The sequence below is a fragment of the Streptomyces sp. NPDC058000 genome (genome assembly GCF_042886435.1).
GTDB lineage: Bacteria > Actinomycetota > Actinomycetes > Streptomycetales > Streptomycetaceae > Streptomyces.
On record NZ_JBHVQS010000105.1, the window covers coordinates 1 to 15971 of the forward strand.

Below are 15971 nucleotides of genomic sequence, written 5' to 3' on the forward strand. Positions count from 1 at the left end.
CACCGGGGGGGGGGGCCCCCCCCAGGGGTGGGGGGGGGCCGGGGGGGGGGGGTTGCCGGACTTAAAGCGCAGCAGTCCGGAAACCCACCCCCGCAGGACCGTCCCCGGCGCCCACCATGCACCGGGCGCCCCCGGCCCGACATCCCCCTCCGCCGAAGGCGGAAAAACAGCAACCCCCACGGCGGGAAAGCCGACAACGTGGGGCGCAGACCAAGCGCAGCGGACCCCCTCAAGGAGCCGGCATGACCAGCACGGACACCACCGGCGGCGGCGTCCGCCGGAGAACGGTCCTGGGCGGCGCGGCCGCGGCCGCCGCCGGCATCGCGTTCGCCGGCTGCGCCGCCGACGACGGCGGTGCGCCCCGGGAACGGAAGAAGGGCCAGAAGATCACCCTCACCTTCTGGTCCTGGGTGCCGGGCATCGACCGGCCGGTGGACCTGTGGAACCGCAACAACCCCGAGGTCCAGGTCAAGGTCGAGAAGGTGTCGGCGGTCAACGGCGAGCAGTACGCCAAGATGCACGCCGCCATCAAGGCCGGCAACCCGCCCGACCTGGGCCAGATCGAGTTCCCGGTGATCCCCAGCTTCCTGCTGGACGGTGGGCTGCGCGACCTCGCCCCGCTCGGCGCCGCCCGCCACCGCGACGCGTTCTTCGCCTGGCAGTGGCGGCAGTCCGTCTTCGGCTCCGGGATCTACGCCATCCCGCAGGCCAGCGGGCCGATGGGACTGTTCGTCCGCCAGGATCTCTTCGACCGATGGGGCATCCAGGTGCCGCGGACGTGGGACGCGTACGAGACCGCGGCCGAGGAGGTCCGCCGGCACGGCGCCTGGATCGAGACCTTCGCCCCGACCAACGGCAACCGCTTCGCCGGCCTGGCCTGGCAGGCCGGCGCCAAGTGGTACGCCACCCACGGCGACACCTGGATCGTGCACCTCGACGACGCCCCCACCCGCCGGGTCGCCGACTACTGGGAGGGGCTGGTCCGGCGCAAGCTCGTCATGACCATCCCGGACCGCCGGGACGCCTGGTACAAGGACCTCCAGACCGGCGCCATCCCGGCCTGGGTGGGCGCCAGTTGGGGCGACGCCCTCCTGGCCGGCAACGCGCCCGGCACCAAGGGGAAGTGGCGGGCCGCCCCGCTGCCCCAGTGGCAGACCGGCGGCCGGGCGTACGCCAACTGGGGCGGCTCCACCACCGCCGTCTTCGCCAAGGCGAGCTACCCCAAGGACGCCCTGGACTTCGCCGTCTGGCTCAACACCGCACCGGAGTCGATCGCGCTGCTCCTCAAGGGCGGCTACGGCTTCCCCAGCGCCAAGACCGGCTACGCCACCACCGCCCTCGACACCGACAAGGACTTCTTCGGCGGCCAGCCGTACAGCAGGGTCTTCGCCGACGCCGGCGCGCACGTGGACACCAGCTGGCAGTGGGGGCCGGGCGTGGACACCCTCTTCCAGCGGCTCGGGGACGCCTTCACCGACGCGCTCGCCGACGGCGGTTCGTTCCGGTCGGTGCTGACCAAGGTGCAGCGCCAGACCGTCGCCGACCTGCGCGACAAGGGCCTGAAGGCGGAGAGCGGCACATGACCGCGGCTGCCGATCGGCGCCCGCGCCGAACCGGGCGCCCCGGCGCCCGCACCTCCCGGGCCGCGGCCGGATTCGTCCTGCCCTTCCTCGCCGTCTTCGCCCTCTGCTACCTCGCCCCGGTCGGCTACGCCGTGTGGACCAGCCTCCGGCGCACCCGCCGCACCGGGCCGCTCGGCCTCGGGACGGAGCACGAGACCTTCGCCGGCCTCGCCAACTACGCGCAGGCGCTCACCGACGACCGGTTCCTGACCGGCTTCGGCCGGGTGCTGCTCTTCGGCGTCGTGCAGATTCCGCTGATGACGGTGTTCGCCACCGCGCTGGCGCTGCTCCTGGAGAGCGCCGCCGCCCGCTGGGTCGCCTTCTTCCGCAGCGCCTTCTTCCTGCCCTACGGGGTGCCCGGGGTGATCGCCTCGATCCTGTGGGGCTTCCTCTACGTCCCCGGCCTCAGCCCGCTGGTGCGGATCGCCCAATCGGTCGGCTGGAACGTCGACTTCCTCTCCCGCGGCAGCGTGCTGTGGTCCGTCGCCAACATCGTCACCTGGCAGTTCACCGGCTACACCATGCTGGTGCTGATCGCCCAGCTGAAGTCGGTCCCCGGCGAGCTGTACGAGGCCGCGCGGATCGACGGCGCGAGCGCCTGGCAGGTGGCCCGGTACGTCAAACTCCCGCTGCTCCGCCCGGCGCTGGTGCTCACCACCGTCTTCAGCATCATCGGCACCCTCCAGCTGTTCGCCGAGCCGATGGTGCTGCGCCCGCTCACCTCCTCCATCGACTCCGGCTACACCCCCAACCTGCACGCCTACAGCGAGGCGTTCGTCGGCAACAACCAGCACCGGGCGGCGGCCGAGGCGGTGCTGCTGGCGCTGGTGGCGTGCGCGGCCTCGTTCGGCTTCCTGCGGCTGGTCGGCGGGCGCGGGAAGGACCGCGGATGAGAAGCCAGGCCCTCGGTGGGCGAGAGAAGGACCGCGGATGAGAACCCAGGCCCCCGTCCGCCACCGGATCATCACCAGTTCGCTGTTGGCCGTCGCCGCCCTCTACTTCCTCGCGCCCGTGTACTGGCTGGTCGTCTCGGCCACCAAGAGCAGCGCCGACCTCTTCGGCACCTTCGGCTTCTGGTTCTCCGACCACCCGAGGCCCCTCCGGTACCTCACCGACGTGCTCACCTACGACCACGGCGTCTACGCCCGCTGGTTCGCCAACTCCCTGCTCTACGCCGGGGTCGGCGCGGTCTGCGCCACCCTGCTGTCCGCCGCCGCGGGCTACGCGCTGGCCAAATTCCCGTTCCGGGGACGCGAGACGGTCTTCGGCCTGGTGCTGGCCGGGGTGCTGATCCCGAGCACCGCGCTGGCCCTGCCGCTGTACTTCCTCTTCAGCGCGCTGGGCCTGGCCGACACCTACGGGGCGGTGCTGATCCCCAGTGTGGTCAGCCCGTTCGGGGTCTACCTGTGCCGGATCTACGCGGCCGCGGCGGTGCCGGACGCGCTCCTGGAGGCGGCCCGGATCGACGGGGCGGGGGAGGCGCGGATCTTCGCCGGGCTGGGACTGCGGCTGATGGGCCCGGCGCTGGTCACCGTCTTCCTGTTCCAGTTCGTGCACATCTGGAACAACTACTTCCTGCCACTGGTGATGCTCTCCGACTCCGGCCTCTACCCGGTCCAACTGGGGCTGACGACCTGGATCGGCTACGCCGACCGGCAGCCGGTGCTCTACCAGTACACGGTGGGCGGTGCGCTGTTGTCCGTGCTGCCGCTGATGGTCCTGATGACGGTGCTCCAGCGGTACTGGCGCACCGGATTGACCGAGGGGAGCGTCAAGGCGTGACCGTACCGCCGGCACCGGACCGGGGCGTGACAGTATCGCTGTCATGACTACTTCTGACGCTGCTGCGACCCCGCCCGCGACCTCGTCCGCCGCCCCGGCCGATCCCGCCGACAAGCCGGCCGCCCGCGACCCCTGGGACCTGCCCGACGTCTCCGGCCTGGTGATCGGCGTCCTCGGCGGCACCGGCGACCAGGGCCGCGGCCTGGCCTACCGGTTCGCCAAGGCCGGCCACAAGGTGATCATCGGCTCCCGGGCCGCCGAGCGCGCGCAGGCCGCCGTCGAGGACCCCCAGCTGAGCAACCTCGGCGTCGAGGGCGCCGCCAACGCCGACTGCGCCCGGCGCAGCGACGTGGTGATCGTCGCGGTGCCCTGGGAGGGCCACGCCAAGACCCTCCAGGCGCTCCGCGAGGAACTGGCCGGCAAGCTGGTGATCGACTGCGTCAACCCGCTCGGCTTCGACAAGAAGGGCGCCTACGCGCTCAAGCCGGAGGAGGGCAGCGCCGCCGAGCAGGCCGCCGCGCTGCTGCCGGACTCCCGGGTCACCGCCGCCTTCCACCACCTCTCCGCCGTCCTGCTCCAGGACCCGGAGGTCGCCGAGATCGACACCGATGTGATGGTGCTCGGCGAGCGCCGCGCCGACACCGACCTGGTGCAGGCGCTGGCCGCCCGCATCCCCGGGATGCGCGGTGTCTTCGCCGGCCGGCTGCGCAACGCCCACCAGGTCGAGTCGCTGGTCGCCAACTTGATCTCGGTCAACCGCCGTTACAAGGCGCACGCCGGGCTCCGGGTCACCGACGTCTGAGCCGGACACACCGGGGCGGGGGAGGGGGCGGCTGGGGAGCCGCGGGCCATGGGGGACACTGGAACGGACCGCACGACCCGACAGGAGCCGACCCCATGCCCTCCCTGCCCCCGCCCGGACCGGACCGGCGCCTCGCCGTCCTCGCCCTCGCCGTGTGCGTGCTCGCCGTCGCCGCGGCGGTCGTCTCCTTCGTCGAGGGCAGCTTCGTCGGCATCGTGTGGGTCCTGCTGGCCGGCGTCTCCAGCAACATGTCGTGGTTCTACCTGCGCAAGGCGAAGCTGGAGCGGGCCCGCCGGGCCGCGGCCTCCGGCTGACCCGCCGGCCCGGCCGCCGGGTCCCGTCCGGCGGATCAGGGCCGCACGGGCCGGACAGGCCGCACAGGCCGGACGGGTCCTACGCCGCCCCGCCGATCTGCGGCACCTGCGGCTCGCCCTGCCAGAAGCGGAAGAACTCCTGGCCCCAGTAGGTGTCCCAGGTCGAGACGCCCAGCCCCCGCAGGGCCGTGTGCACCAGGTCGAAGAAGACCTGGTTGATCTCCGGCACCCACAGCAGCCCGAAGACCGCCAGCATCCCGAACGGCGCGATCGGCGCGACCTGCCGCCGCACCCGGTCCGACAGCCACGGCTCGATCACGCCGTAGCCGTCGAGCCCCGGCACCGGCAGGAAGTTCAGGATCGCCGCGGTGACCTGGAGCAGCGCCAGGAACGCCAGTGCGTAGCGGAAGACGTCCGGGACCCCGTCCAGGGCGTGCAGCCAGAACGGCGCGCTGACCACCGCGGCGAACGCGATGTTGGTCAGCGGCCCGGCCGCCGAGATCAGGCTGTGCCGCCAGCGGCCCCGGATCCGGCCGCGTTCGATGAACACCGCACCGCCCGGCAGCCCGATCCCGCCCATGATCACGAAGAGCACCGGCAGCACGATGCTCAGCAGTGCGTGGGAGTAGACGAGCGGGTTGAGGGTGAGGTAGCCCTTCGCGCCCACCGTGATGTCGCCGCCGTGCAGTGCGGTGCGGGCGTGCGCGTACTCGTGCAGGCACAGCGACACCACCCAGCCGGCGGTCACGAACAGGAAGACCGCGAAGCCGGTGTTGGCCGCGAGCGTCCCGCTCCAGACGGCCCAGCCGGAGACCGCCAGGACGGCGACGAGCGCGAGGAAGACCGGACTGACGCGGCGGTCGGCGCGCGGAATTGCGGTGGTCATCGGTACGGGGCTCCAGGGGGTGGGTCGCGGGCGGGCATCCGGGGCACGGGCTGGGGCCCGTCCGGTGGATCAGGGTCGGACAGGCCCTACGGGCGGGCCGCCCCGACCGTATCCGCGCCGCGGCCGGCGGCGCACGCCCTCCGCCCGGCGGCGGGCGCACCTGCCGGGCGGCGGGCGCACCCGCCGGGCGCGGATCGTGCCGGGGGCGTCCTGCTCCCTGCTTCCTGCTCCCGGAAACGTCGCTCGGTACGCGGAGAGTTCCGCCGGTGACCGACAATGGCCCGGTGCGCTACGGAATCCTCGGCACCACCCAGGTCGGCCGGGCCGACGGTACCCCCGTCGCCCTCGGTGGCGCCCGGCTGCGTGCCCTGCTCGCCGCGTTCGCGCTGCGCCCCGGCCGGGCGCTGCCCGCCGACGCCCTGATCGCCGACGTGTGGGGCATGGACCCGCCGGCCGACGCGCCCGGTGCCCTCCAGGCGCTGGTCGGCCGGCTGCGCCGGGCCCTGGGCCGCTCCGCGATCGCCTCCGTCGACGGCGGCTACCTGCTGTGCGCCGAGCTGGACGCGGTCGACCTGCACCGCTTCGAGCGGCTGACGGTGGAGGGCGGCCGGGCGCTGGACGCCGCCGACCCGGGCCGCGCCGCCACCCTGCTCGACGAGGCGCTGGCCCTCTGGCGCGGCCCGGCCCTCGCCGACCTGCCCGACGCGGCCGTGGAGGCGGCCCGCGCCGAGAGCCGCCGGTTGGACGCCCGGCGGACCCGCCTCGCCGCCGACCTGGCCCTGGGCCGGGCCGCTCAGGCGCTGCCCGCCCTGACCGCGCTCTGTCAGGACCATCCGCTGGACGAGCCCCTCCAGGCGCTGCGGTTGCGCGCCCTGCGCGACGCGGGCCGGACCGCCGAGGCGCTCGCCGCGTACGAGGAGATACGTACCGGCCTCGCCGACCGGCTGGGCGCCGACCCCGGCCCGGAGCTGCGCGCCCTGCACGTGGCGCTGCTCCAGCCGGACCTCGCGACGGTCCCCGCGGCCCCGGGGGACCCGGTGCCGGCAGCGGCGATCAGCCCGACCGCGACCACTCCGACCAGCCCGACCACTCCGACCGACGCGACCCGTACGACGGCCGCCGCCCCGGCCGCTCCCGCGGTGCCGCCGGCCGCCCGGTCCGGCAACCTCCGCGCCCGCCTCACCTCCTTCGTCGGCCGGGAGCACGACCTGGCCGCGCTCCGTGCCGACCTGGCCGGGCACCGGTTGGTGACGCTGCTGGGCCCGGGCGGCGCCGGCAAGACCCGGCTCTCCCAGGAGGGCGCGGAGACCGCCGCTGCCGCGCTGCCGGACGCCTGGCCGCACGGCGTCTGGCTGGCCGAGTTGGCGCCGGTGGACGATCCGCGGACCGTGCCGGAGGCGGTGCTGACCGCGCTCGGGGCCCGCGAGACCGTCGTCCGCGGCACTGCCGCCGAGGGGCTGCGGGCCGCCTCCGACCCCACCGCCCAGGACCCGCACGCCCGGCTCGCCGAGCACTGCGCCGGCCGCCGGATGCTGCTGGTGCTGGACAACTGCGAGCATGTGATCGGGGCCGCCGCGGAGCTCGCCGAGCGGCTGCTGATCGCCTGCCCGGGCGTGACCGTACTGGCCACCAGTCGGGAGCCGCTGGCCGTACCGGGCGAGGTGGTGCGGCCGGTGGAACCACTGCCCGACCCGGTCGCGCTGCGGCTGCTCGCCGACCGCGGGGCCGCCGCCCGCCGGGGCTTCCGCGTCGACGCCGACGAGGAGACCGCCGTGGCCTGCGCGGAGATCTGCCGCCGGCTGGACGGCCTGCCGTTGGCGATCGAGCTCGCCGCCGCCCGCCTCCGCATGTTGACGCCCCGTCAGCTCGCGGACCGGCTCGACGACCGCTTCCGGCTGCTGACCAGCGGCAGCCGCACGCTCCTGCCCCGCCAGCAGACCCTGCGCGCGGTGGTGGACTGGTCCTGGGACCTCACCGACGCGCCCGAACGGGCGGTGCTGCGGCGGCTGTCGGTCTTCGCCGGCGGCTGCGACCTGGCCGCCGCCGAGGAGGTCTGCGCGGGCGACGGCGTCCCGGCCTACGAGGTCGCCGGGCTGCTCGGCTCGCTGATCGACAAATCGCTGGTGGTGGCCGCCCCGGACGGCGGGCGGGACGGCGCCGGGCCCGCCGGCCGGGCCGGGGCGCGCACCGGGGGGCAGATGCGTTACCGGCTGCTGGAGACGGTGGCCGAGTACGCCGGGGAGCGGCTGGACGAGGCCGGGGAGCGGGCCGACGTCGAGCGCCGCCACCTGGTCGCGTACCGCGAACTGGCCCGCACCAGCGACCCGTTGCTGCGCGGCCCCCGACAGCGCGCCGTGATCGACCGGCTGGAGCTGGAGCACGACAACCTGCGCACCGCGCTGCGCCGGGCCATCGCCGCCGGCGACGAGCAGGAGGCCCTGTGCCTGGTGCTCTCCCTCCAGTGGTTCTGGTCGCTGCGCGACCACCGCGGCGACGCCCGCACCTGGTCGGCGGCCGCCGGTGAACTGGGCCCCAACCCCTTCGCCCCGCCCGTCGCACCCGCCCCCGACCTCTACGAGCGGCCCATCGACGCACCCCCGCCGATGCCCCCCGAGCAGCTCGTGGAGGCCCGCCGCGAGGTCCGGTTGGTGGGACTCTCCAGCATCGACAGCAACCTGGAGTCGCTGCGCGACCCGAAGATGCAGGAGGAGCTGGCCGGGATCATCGCCGCCTACCGGGGCGGCATGCCGCAGACCTGCAAGGTGCCCGGAGTGCTGTGGTACTTCGCGGTGTTGATGACCGGCCGGTGGCAGGACCTGGTCGCCATGGTCGACCAGGCCATCGCGGCCTGCCGCGGCTTCGGCTACGACTGGGAGCTGGCCTACATCCTCCAGCTGCGCTCCAAGATCCTCAACGAGCGCCCCGGCGAGCTGGCCCAGGCGATCCGGGACGCCGACGAGGCGCTGCGGACCTTCCTCCGGCTGGGCGACGCCTGGGGTGCGGCCGAGGCGCTGACCGGGCGCGGCGAGTCCTCCGAGAAGAGTGGCGACTACGACGCCGCGGTGCGCGACTACCAGGCGGCGATGGTGCACGCCGAGGAGTTGGGCGCGCACAGCCAGACGCTGCTGCTGCGGGCCCGGCTGGGTGCCGTGATGATCGAGGAGGGTCGGCCGGAGGACGCCGAGCGGACGCTCAAGGAGGTGCTGGCCGAGGCGGAGGACCGCAACAGCGGCCGGGACGCGGTGTGGTTCACCCGGATGACGCTGGCCATGCTGCTGGCGATGGTCGGGCGCACCCACGAGGCCCGCCGGGAACTCCTTGAGGTGCGGGAGGGGCTCACCACGCAGGGCTCGGACGTCTTCCTGGGGCTGCTGGACGCCTCGCTGGTCTCGCTGGACGTGGACGAGGGGCAGCACGGGGCGGACCTCCTCCCACGGATCCGGCAGGCCCTGGAACTCGTCCAGGACCCGCTGACGCAGTTGGTCGCGCCGGACCTGCCGGTGGTGCAGCTGCTGACCGGCGCCCGGGTGTTGCTGGCGGTCCGCGGTGCGGCCGGGGCCCGGGACGCGGCCCGGCTGGTCGGCGCCTACGACGCGCTGCGGACCAGCCCGCACGTGGTGCCGCTGGCCGTCCGCACGGACCGGGCCCGCACCGAAGCGGCCGCCCGGGCCGTGCTGGGCGACCTCGACTACGACGCCGCCCACGTCGAGGGCGGCGGCCTGTCGCTGGACGAGGCCACCGCCCTCCTCTGACGCGAGCCGGGCCACCGGGCCGTCCGCGAAGAAGCCCCCCGCGGACGGTGCGTCAGGTCTTGGTGCGGAACTTCCGCACCGCGAGCGGCATGGTGATCACCGTGATGGCCACCGCCCAGCCCAGCGTGACCAGCGTCGGATGGGCCACCGGGCCGTGGCCGTTGATCAGTGCGCGGGCCGCGTCGGCGAGGTTGGAGAGCGGGTTGACCTTGGTGAACGCCTCCAGCCAGCCGGGCATCTGCTGGGTCGGCGCGAAGATCGACGAGCCGAACTGGAGCGGCATCAGGACCAGCATCGCCATGCCCTGCACCGCCTGCGGGGTCTTCACGCTGAGCCCCAGCAGGATGAAGATCCACATCAGGGCGGCGCCGAAGACCGTGGAGAGCACCACCGCGGCGACGAACTCCAGCAGGGAGCCGCGTATTTCGAGGCCCAGCAGGAGGCCCATGCCGAGCAGGATCGCGGTGGCGAGCAGCATCCGGCCGATCTCGACCACGATCTTGGCGATCAGGACCGAGGACCGGGCGATGGGCATCGTCCGGAAGCGGTCCATCACGCCCTTGCGGAAGTCCTCGTTGACGCCGGTGCCCACCGCCATGGCGATGTTCATGCCCATCATCGCCATCATGCCGGGGACCAGGTACTGCACGTACTCCGCCTGGTTGCCCTTGCCGGCGATGGCGCCGCCGAAGACGTAGACGAACAGCAGGATGAAGATCACCGGCATCAGCACCGCGTCGAACAGCGTCTCCGGGTCGTGCTTGATCTGCACGAGGTTCCGCCGCACCAGCGCGCCGATGTGCCGCAGGTTGGCCCGGATGCCGATCCGGCCCTCGTCGGTGCCGGCCTTCCCGACCGGTGCCGTGATCGTCGCGGCGCTCATGCCCCCACCTCCGCGTACTGCTCGTCGTGCGTGTCGTCGTGCGGGTCGGAAACGGTCTCCGGACCGCCCGTCCCGGAGGTCTTCTGGCCGGTGATGGCCAGGAACACCTCGTCCAGGCTGGGCAGATGGGTGCTGATCCCGGCCAGCGCGAAGCCCCGGGCGCCCAGCAGCCCGACCACCGAGGTCAGTTGCTCGTCGCTGATGATGGGCACGTTGACCACACCCCCGTCATGGTCGGCGGTGGCGCCGGCGATGCCGTCCAGTCCGGCCTGGGCGAGGGCGCCCACCATCCGGTCCAGCTCACCCGGGTCGGTCGGCCGGATCTGGAGGGTCCGCCCGCCGACCTTGGCCTTCAGCTCCTCGACCCGGCCCTCGGCGATCACCCGGCCGCGGTCGATGACCGCCAGCTCGTCGGCGAGCTGCTCGGCCTCCTCCATGTACTGGGTGGTCAGCAGGACCGTGGCCCCCTCGCGGACCATCCGCTGGACCTCCGCCCACACTTCGTTGCGGGTGCGCGGGTCCAGTCCGGTGGTCGGTTCGTCCAGGTAGAGGACGGCCGGCTGGCCGATCATCGAGGCGGCCAGGTCGAGCCGGCGCCGCATGCCGCCGGAGTACTTCCCGGCCGGCCGCTTGGCGGCCTCGGTCAGCGAGAACCGCTCCAGCATCTCGTCGGCGCGGGTCCGGGAGTCCTTGCGGGAGAGGTCCAGCAGCCGCCCGATCAGGTAGAGGTTCTCCCAGCCGGAGAGCTTCTCGTCGACCGAGGCGTACTGGCCGGTCAGGCCGATCCGGCGGCGCAGCGCGCGGGGCTGGCGCACCACGTCGCAGCCGGCGACCACGGCGCGGCCGGCGTCCGGCACCAGGAGGGTGGACAGGCAGCGGACGAGGGTGGTCTTGCCCGCGCCGTTGGGGCCGAGGACACCGAGCACGGTGCCCTCCTGCACGTCCAGGTCCACCCCGTCGACGGCCTTCACGTCACCGAAGTGCTTGACCAGACCGCGCACCTCCACGGCGTTGCCGCCCTTGGTGGTTATCGTCTGTCGCGTCATGCCTGCAAAGGTGCCAGCCGCCACCGACAACGCACCGACAGGCCGCCGACAGCCCGGGAGGACCGGTGGTCGACGGCCTGTCGGCCGGGTCTCAGTGGAAGGTGTGCTCCTCGGCGGGGAAGGCGCCGCCGGCCACGTCCTCGGCGAACGCCTTGGCCGCGCCGCCGAGCAGTTCCCGCAGCTGGAGGTACTGCTTGACGAACCGCGGCACCCGGCCGGCGTTGAGGCCCGCCATGTCGGTCCACACCAGCACCTGGGCGTCGCAGTCCAGGCCCGCGCCGATGCCGACGGTCGGGATGTGCAGCGAGCGGGTCGCCTCGGCGGCCAGCTCGGCCGGTACGGCCTCCAGGACGACCGCGAACGCCCCGGCGTCCTGCACCGCCTTGGCGTCCCGCAGCAGCTGCTGGGCGGCCTCCTCGCCGCGGCCCTGGACCGGGTAGCCACCGTAGGCGTGGACCGACTGCGGGGTCAGCCCGACGTGCGCCATCACCGGGATGCCGGACGCGACCAGCAGCTCCACCTGGTGCGCGGAGCGCTCGCCGCCCTCCAGCTTGACGGCGCCCACCCCGGCCTCCTTGACCAGCCGGGTGGCGTTGCGCAGCGCCTGGACGGGGCCTTCCTGGTACGCGCCGAACGGCAGGTCGGCGACGACCAGGGCGCGCTTGGTGCCGCGTACGACGGCGGCGGACAGGATCGTGATCTCGTCCATCGTGACCGGCACGGTGGACTCGTAGCCGAGGTGGCAGTTGCCCATCGAGTCGCCGACGAGCAGCACCGGGATCCCGGACTCGTCGAAGACCGAGGCGGTCATCGCGTCGTAGGCGGTGAGCATCGGCCACTTCTCGCCGCGCCCCTTGGCGGCGGCGATGTCGCGGACCGTGACCCGGCGCGACCCGGTGCCCCCGTAGAGGGTCTTGGTGTTCTCCTTGGCGGGCTTGGCGGTGGGCTCCTCGGTGGCCCCCGCGGCCGGCTTCTGGACAGGCGAAAGCTGCGTCATGGTGACGGCTCCTGTTTCTTCATCTCGAAGCACCCTGACGGTGTCCCCGGACTCCCCTCCATGCTGGCACGGCGTGCCCGGGGAGCAAAAGGGGGCGGGCGGCGGGAGAAGCGGGGGAGGGGTGGTGGGAGGAGCGCGGGAGGGGTGGTGGGAGGAGAACAGACGGGTGGCGGGAAGGAAACGGCCCGGCTCTCCACCAATACGGAACGGTTCCGTATCGCATTGAGCGTATGGTGGCGCCATGGCCACCTCACCGTCCCCATCGCCCCCACCAGGCGCATCCGGGGCCCCCGCCGCCCCGCACATCCCCGCGCACATCCACCGCCGCCGCTGGGTGATCCTCTCCGTCCTGATGCTCAGCCTGCTGATCGTGGTGCTGGACAACTCCATCCTCAACGTCGCGATGAAGACCATCGCGACCCCGGCCCCCACCGGCCTCGGCGCCACCCAGAGCGAGCTGGAGTGGGCGATCAACTCCTACACGCTGGTCTTCGCCGGGCTGCTGTTCACCTCCGGCCTGCTCGGTGACCGGCTCGGCCGGAAGAAGGTCCTCCTCTTCGGCCTGGCGGTCTTCGGCAGCGGCTCGGTGCTCGCCGCGGTCTCCGCCTCGCCCGCCCAACTCATCGCCTTCCGCGCCCTGATGGGCCTGGGCGGCGCCTTCGTCATGCCGGCCACCCTCGCCATCCTGATGAACGTCTTCGAACGCGAGGAGCAGCCCAGGGCGATCGGCGTCTGGGCCGGCGGCGTGGGGTTGGCCATCGCCATCGGCCCGATCGCCGGCGGGCTGCTGCTGGACCACTACTGGTGGGGTTCGGTCTTCCTGATCAACGTCCCGATCGTGCTGTTCGCGCTGGTCACGATGGTGATCCTGGTGCCCGACTCCAGGGACCCCGCCCCCGGGAAGCTGGACCCGGTCGGGGTGCTGCTCTCCGTGGTCGGCCTGGTCCTGCTGGTCTACGGGATCATCAAGGGCGGTCAGCTCGCCGACTTCACCGACCCCGAGGTGCTCGTCACGGTCCTCGGCGGCCTGGCGGTGCTGGCCGGGTTCGTCGTCCACCAGAAGCGCAGCGACCACCCGTCCATCGACATCGGCTACTTCCGCAAACCCGCCTTCTCGGCCGCCGTCGCCGCCATCGCGCTGGTCTTCTTCGCGCTGATGGGCGTCACGTTCTTCATCGTCTTCTACGTCCAGAGCGTGCGCGGCTACACCCCGCTGGAGTCCGGGCTGCTGATCCTGCCGCTGGCCGCCGCCCAGCTGATCTTCGCGCCCCGGGCGCGGCTCGCGGTGGACCGCTTCGGGGCCCGCGCCGTGTGCACCGTCGGCATGCTGGTGGTGGCCGTCACGATGGCCGGGATGCTGCTGCTGGGCACCGACACCCCGATCTGGGTGCTGGAGGTGCTGTTCTTCCTCCAGGGCACCGGGATGGCGCACATCATGCCGCCGGTCACCGTCGCGATCATGCAGTCGCTGCCGCGCGAGAAGGCCGGGTCCGGCTCGGCGCTCAACAACATCTTCCGGCAGGTCGGCGGCACCCTCGGCGTCGCCGTCCTGGGCTCGCTGCTCTCCACCAGCTACCGCGACGGCATCCAGGGCACCCTCAACGCGCTGCCCGGCGTGCCCGGCCCGGTGCGGAACGCGGCCGGCGAGTCCATCGAGGCCACCCTCGGCCTCGCCGCCCGGCTCCGCCCGCTCGCCGCCCGCGCGCTGACCGCCAAGGCCGACGACGCCTTCCTGCACGCCATACACGTCACGGCGCTGGGCTCGGCGGTCGTCTCGATGGTCGGGGCCGTGGTGGTCGTGGCGTTCCTGCCGGGCAAAATGGGCCCGGCTCCGCACGCGGCGGAGCCGTGGGGCGGGCGGAAGGCGGGCGCAGCACGATGAGCCGGGTGGCGGAAGACCGCGGGCGGACGGCCGGGGCGCGCACGGGTGGGGCGGCCCCCCGGCGCCGGGGCCGTCCGCGCAGCGCCGCGGCCGACTCCGCCATCGTCGAGGCGGTGCTCCACCTGATCGAGGACGGCGTCCCGATAGCCGAGCTGTCCATGGAGCGGATCGCCCGCGAGGCCGGCGTGGGCAAGGCCACGCTCTACCGCCGCTGGTCCGGCAAGAGCGCGCTGCTGCTCGACGTGATGCGGTCGCTGGACGCGCCCGGCCCGCCGCTGGACGGCCGCTCGGTCCGCGAGGACCTGGTGCGGCTGCTGGAGTTCCTGCGCCGCCGCGGTCTGGCCAAGCGCAGTTCGGCAGTGTTGCGCACCGTCGTCAGCCACGTCCAGACGCAGCCCGAACTGTGGGCGGAGTACCACGAGACGGTCGTCCGGGCCCGGCACGAGGCACTGGTCGGGGTGCTCCGGCGCGGGGTGGCCACCGGCGAGATCCGCGCCGACCAGGACCTGGAGACCCTCGCCGACCTCTTCGTCGGCCCGATGCTGGCCCGCGCCCTCCTCCACGAGTGGAAGCAACTCCCCGAGGGGCTCGCCGAGGACATCGTCGACACGGTGCTGGAGGGCGTCCGGCCGCGGGCGGCGGAGCCCGGCGCCGGTCCGGAATGACGGCGCACCGGTCCGGAAATGACGGCGCGATGATCGGCGCCGGTCTCCGTATGACCGGACCATGCCCGTTCTGTCACAGCCGCTGTCACGTACCGCGGGATCGGAACCCGGGGCCGTAGGCATGCCGTCCTCCTGTGCGGGAACGCAAAGACGGGTCCGGCGGAACGCGGATCTAAGAGAGCGTTTCACAGCCATCGCCTAGGGTCGACGATCACAGGTGAGGCGCACCGGAGCAAGCGCGGCAAGGCAGTGAGGACAGCGGAATGGCGCAGGCGTACATGACGGAGCCGGGGCAGGGTCAGGGGTCCGAGCGGGCCGGTTCCCGGACCGGACGCCTGCGGAACTGGTGGCGCCGCGAAGGGATGTGGCGGCGCGGCATCATCCTCGCGGTGCTCGCGGTCCTCCTCGGACTGGCGATGGTGCTGCACGCCCAGATCCCCAACACCGTGGGGAACTTCGGCAGTTTGCTGGAGACCTTCCTGCCGTGGCTGGGGCTGGGCGTCCCGCTGCTGCTGATCTGCGCCCTGGTGCGTCGCTCGGCGACCGCGCTGGTGGCGCTGCTGCTGCCGGTCGTCGCCTGGGTCAGCCTCTTCGGCGGGCAGCTCACCGACAAGTCCGGCACCGGCGGCAACGTGACCGTACTCACCCACAACGTCGACGCGGGCAACCCCGATCCGGCGGGCACCGCCCGCGACATCGTGGCGTCCGGCGCCGACGTGGTCGCCCTGGAGGAACTGACCGGCAGCGCGCTGCCCGCGTACCGCAAGGGCCTGGCCGACACGTACCCGTACCACACCGTGCAGGGCACCGTCGGGCTGTGGAGCAAGCGCCCGCTGGCCGACGTCCGGCCGGTGGACATCAAGATCGGCTGGGTCCGGGCGCTGCGCGCCACCGTCACCGCCTCCGACGGCCGGCAGATCGCGGTCTACGTCGCCCACATGCCGTCGGTGCGGGTCAACGTCGACAAGGGCTTCACCGCCGACCAGCGCGACGGCAGCGCCCGGGCGCTCGGCGAGGCGATCGCCGCCGACCCGGTGCGGCAGGTCATGCTCCTCGGCGACCTCAACGGCACCATGAACGACCGCTCGCTGGCCCCGCTGACCTCGCAGCTGCGCTCCGCCCAGGGCGCGGCGGGCGACGGCCTCGGCTTCAGCTGGCCGACCGGCTTCCCGATGGCCCGGATCGACCAGATCCTGGTGAAGGGGATCGACCCGGTCAAGGCGTGGGTGCTACCGGCGACCGGCAGCGACCACCGGCCGGTGGCGGCCACCGTGAAGGTCTGAGAGCGGCCGGCGCGCCCGCGCACCGGAAGGAAGCCCGCGTCGGGCGGACGGCCACAC

Annotated in this window: 13 protein-coding genes; 9 read left to right on the top strand and 4 right to left on the bottom strand. The window is 73.4% G+C overall.

Annotated features, from left to right (window positions below; genetic code table 11):
- The first annotated feature begins 242 nt into the window (after window positions 1-242).
- The 5 genes from ACFVT2_RS42235 to ACFVT2_RS42255 all read left to right on the top strand — a co-directional run bounded on the left by ACFVT2_RS42235 (window position 243) and on the right by ACFVT2_RS42255 (window position 4520).
- Window positions 243-1583 (top strand): ABC transporter substrate-binding protein, encoded by a 1341-nt coding sequence (locus ACFVT2_RS42235; protein ID WP_390027535.1) that lies wholly within the window; start codon window positions 243-245, stop codon window positions 1581-1583.
- On the top strand, window positions 1580-2515 hold the full coding sequence (locus ACFVT2_RS42240) for a carbohydrate ABC transporter permease (protein WP_390027538.1): 936 nt from the start codon (window positions 1580-1582) through the stop codon (window positions 2513-2515). The genes ACFVT2_RS42235 and ACFVT2_RS42240 overlap by 4 nt, the downstream gene beginning before the upstream one ends.
- A 37-nt stretch (window positions 2516-2552) precedes the next feature.
- Complete coding sequence (locus tag ACFVT2_RS42245) at window positions 2553-3404, top strand: carbohydrate ABC transporter permease (RefSeq protein ID WP_390027539.1); 852 nt, start codon at window positions 2553-2555, stop codon at window positions 3402-3404.
- A gap of 43 nt (window positions 3405-3447) precedes the next feature.
- On the top strand, window positions 3448-4206 hold the full coding sequence (npdG, locus tag ACFVT2_RS42250) for an NADPH-dependent F420 reductase (RefSeq protein ID WP_390027542.1): 759 nt from the start codon (window positions 3448-3450) through the stop codon (window positions 4204-4206).
- 95 nt (window positions 4207-4301) lie between these two features.
- The gene (locus ACFVT2_RS42255) at window positions 4302-4520 is read left to right on the top strand and encodes a hypothetical protein (protein WP_390027545.1); all 219 of its coding nucleotides are present in this window, start codon (window positions 4302-4304) and stop codon (window positions 4518-4520) included.
- Window positions 4521-4599: 79 nt separating this feature from the next.
- Here ACFVT2_RS42255 and ACFVT2_RS42260 read toward each other — a convergent pair whose 3' ends face one another.
- Complete coding sequence (locus tag ACFVT2_RS42260; RefSeq protein ID WP_390027547.1) at window positions 4600-5406, bottom strand: site-2 protease family protein; 807 nt, start codon at window positions 5404-5406, stop codon at window positions 4600-4602.
- A 266-nt stretch (window positions 5407-5672) separates the two neighbouring features.
- Between ACFVT2_RS42260 and ACFVT2_RS42265 the strand changes: the two genes are divergently transcribed.
- Entirely contained in the window at window positions 5673-9158 is a 3486-nt protein-coding gene (locus ACFVT2_RS42265; protein WP_390027550.1) for a BTAD domain-containing putative transcriptional regulator, read from the top strand.
- A 52-nt stretch (window positions 9159-9210) separates the two neighbouring features.
- On the opposite strand, the gene ACFVT2_RS42270 is transcribed toward ACFVT2_RS42265, so the two are convergent.
- The 3 genes from ACFVT2_RS42270 to panB all read right to left on the bottom strand — a co-directional run bounded on the left by ACFVT2_RS42270 (window position 9211) and on the right by panB (window position 12084).
- Complete coding sequence (locus tag ACFVT2_RS42270) at window positions 9211-10041, bottom strand: ABC transporter permease (protein WP_390027552.1); 831 nt, start codon at window positions 10039-10041, stop codon at window positions 9211-9213.
- Window positions 10038-11087, bottom strand: a complete 1050-nt coding sequence (locus tag ACFVT2_RS42275) for an ATP-binding cassette domain-containing protein (RefSeq protein WP_390027555.1) — start codon at window positions 11085-11087, stop codon at window positions 10038-10040. The genes ACFVT2_RS42270 and ACFVT2_RS42275 overlap by 4 nt, the downstream gene beginning before the upstream one ends.
- A 91-nt stretch (window positions 11088-11178) precedes the next feature.
- Complete coding sequence (gene panB, locus ACFVT2_RS42280; protein ID WP_390027558.1) at window positions 11179-12084, bottom strand: 3-methyl-2-oxobutanoate hydroxymethyltransferase; 906 nt, start codon at window positions 12082-12084, stop codon at window positions 11179-11181.
- A gap of 241 nt (window positions 12085-12325) precedes the next feature.
- Between panB and ACFVT2_RS42285 the strand changes: the two genes are divergently transcribed.
- The 3 genes from ACFVT2_RS42285 (at window position 12326) to ACFVT2_RS42295 (ending at window position 15914) form a co-directional block, all read left to right on the top strand.
- On the top strand, window positions 12326-13966 hold the full coding sequence (locus ACFVT2_RS42285; protein ID WP_390027561.1) for an MFS transporter: 1641 nt from the start codon (window positions 12326-12328) through the stop codon (window positions 13964-13966).
- Complete coding sequence (locus ACFVT2_RS42290; RefSeq protein WP_390027564.1) at window positions 13963-14631, top strand: TetR/AcrR family transcriptional regulator; 669 nt, start codon at window positions 13963-13965, stop codon at window positions 14629-14631. Before ACFVT2_RS42285 ends, ACFVT2_RS42290 begins: the two co-directional genes overlap by 4 nt.
- Window positions 14632-14993: 362 nt before the next feature.
- Window positions 14994-15914 carry an endonuclease/exonuclease/phosphatase family protein gene (locus ACFVT2_RS42295; RefSeq protein ID WP_390027567.1) on the top strand — a complete coding sequence of 307 codons (921 nt, stop codon included), beginning with the start codon at window positions 14994-14996 and terminating at the stop codon, window positions 15912-15914.
- Window positions 15915-15971 lie beyond the last annotated feature (57 nt).

Coding starts and splice junctions, on each gene's coding strand:
- ACFVT2_RS42235 (WP_390027535.1), top strand. CDS start 243: ATGACCAGCACGGACACCACCGGCGGCGGCGTCCGCCGGAGAACGGTC.
- ACFVT2_RS42240 (WP_390027538.1), top strand. CDS start 1,580: ATGACCGCGGCTGCCGATCGGCGCCCGCGCCGAACCGGGCGCCCCGGC.
- ACFVT2_RS42245 (WP_390027539.1), top strand. CDS start 2,553: ATGAGAACCCAGGCCCCCGTCCGCCACCGGATCATCACCAGTTCGCTG.
- npdG (WP_390027542.1), top strand. CDS start 3,448: ATGACTACTTCTGACGCTGCTGCGACCCCGCCCGCGACCTCGTCCGCC.
- ACFVT2_RS42255 (WP_390027545.1), top strand. CDS start 4,302: ATGCCCTCCCTGCCCCCGCCCGGACCGGACCGGCGCCTCGCCGTCCTC.
- ACFVT2_RS42260 (WP_390027547.1), bottom strand. CDS start 5,406: ATGACCACCGCAATTCCGCGCGCCGACCGCCGCGTCAGTCCGGTCTTC.
- ACFVT2_RS42270 (WP_390027552.1), bottom strand. CDS start 10,041: ATGAGCGCCGCGACGATCACGGCACCGGTCGGGAAGGCCGGCACCGAC.
- ACFVT2_RS42275 (WP_390027555.1), bottom strand. CDS start 11,087: ATGACGCGACAGACGATAACCACCAAGGGCGGCAACGCCGTGGAGGTG.
- panB (WP_390027558.1), bottom strand. CDS start 12,084: ATGACGCAGCTTTCGCCTGTCCAGAAGCCGGCCGCGGGGGCCACCGAG.
- ACFVT2_RS42285 (WP_390027561.1), top strand. CDS start 12,326: ATGGCCACCTCACCGTCCCCATCGCCCCCACCAGGCGCATCCGGGGCC.
- ACFVT2_RS42290 (WP_390027564.1), top strand. CDS start 13,963: ATGAGCCGGGTGGCGGAAGACCGCGGGCGGACGGCCGGGGCGCGCACG.
- ACFVT2_RS42295 (WP_390027567.1), top strand. CDS start 14,994: ATGTGGCGGCGCGGCATCATCCTCGCGGTGCTCGCGGTCCTCCTCGGA.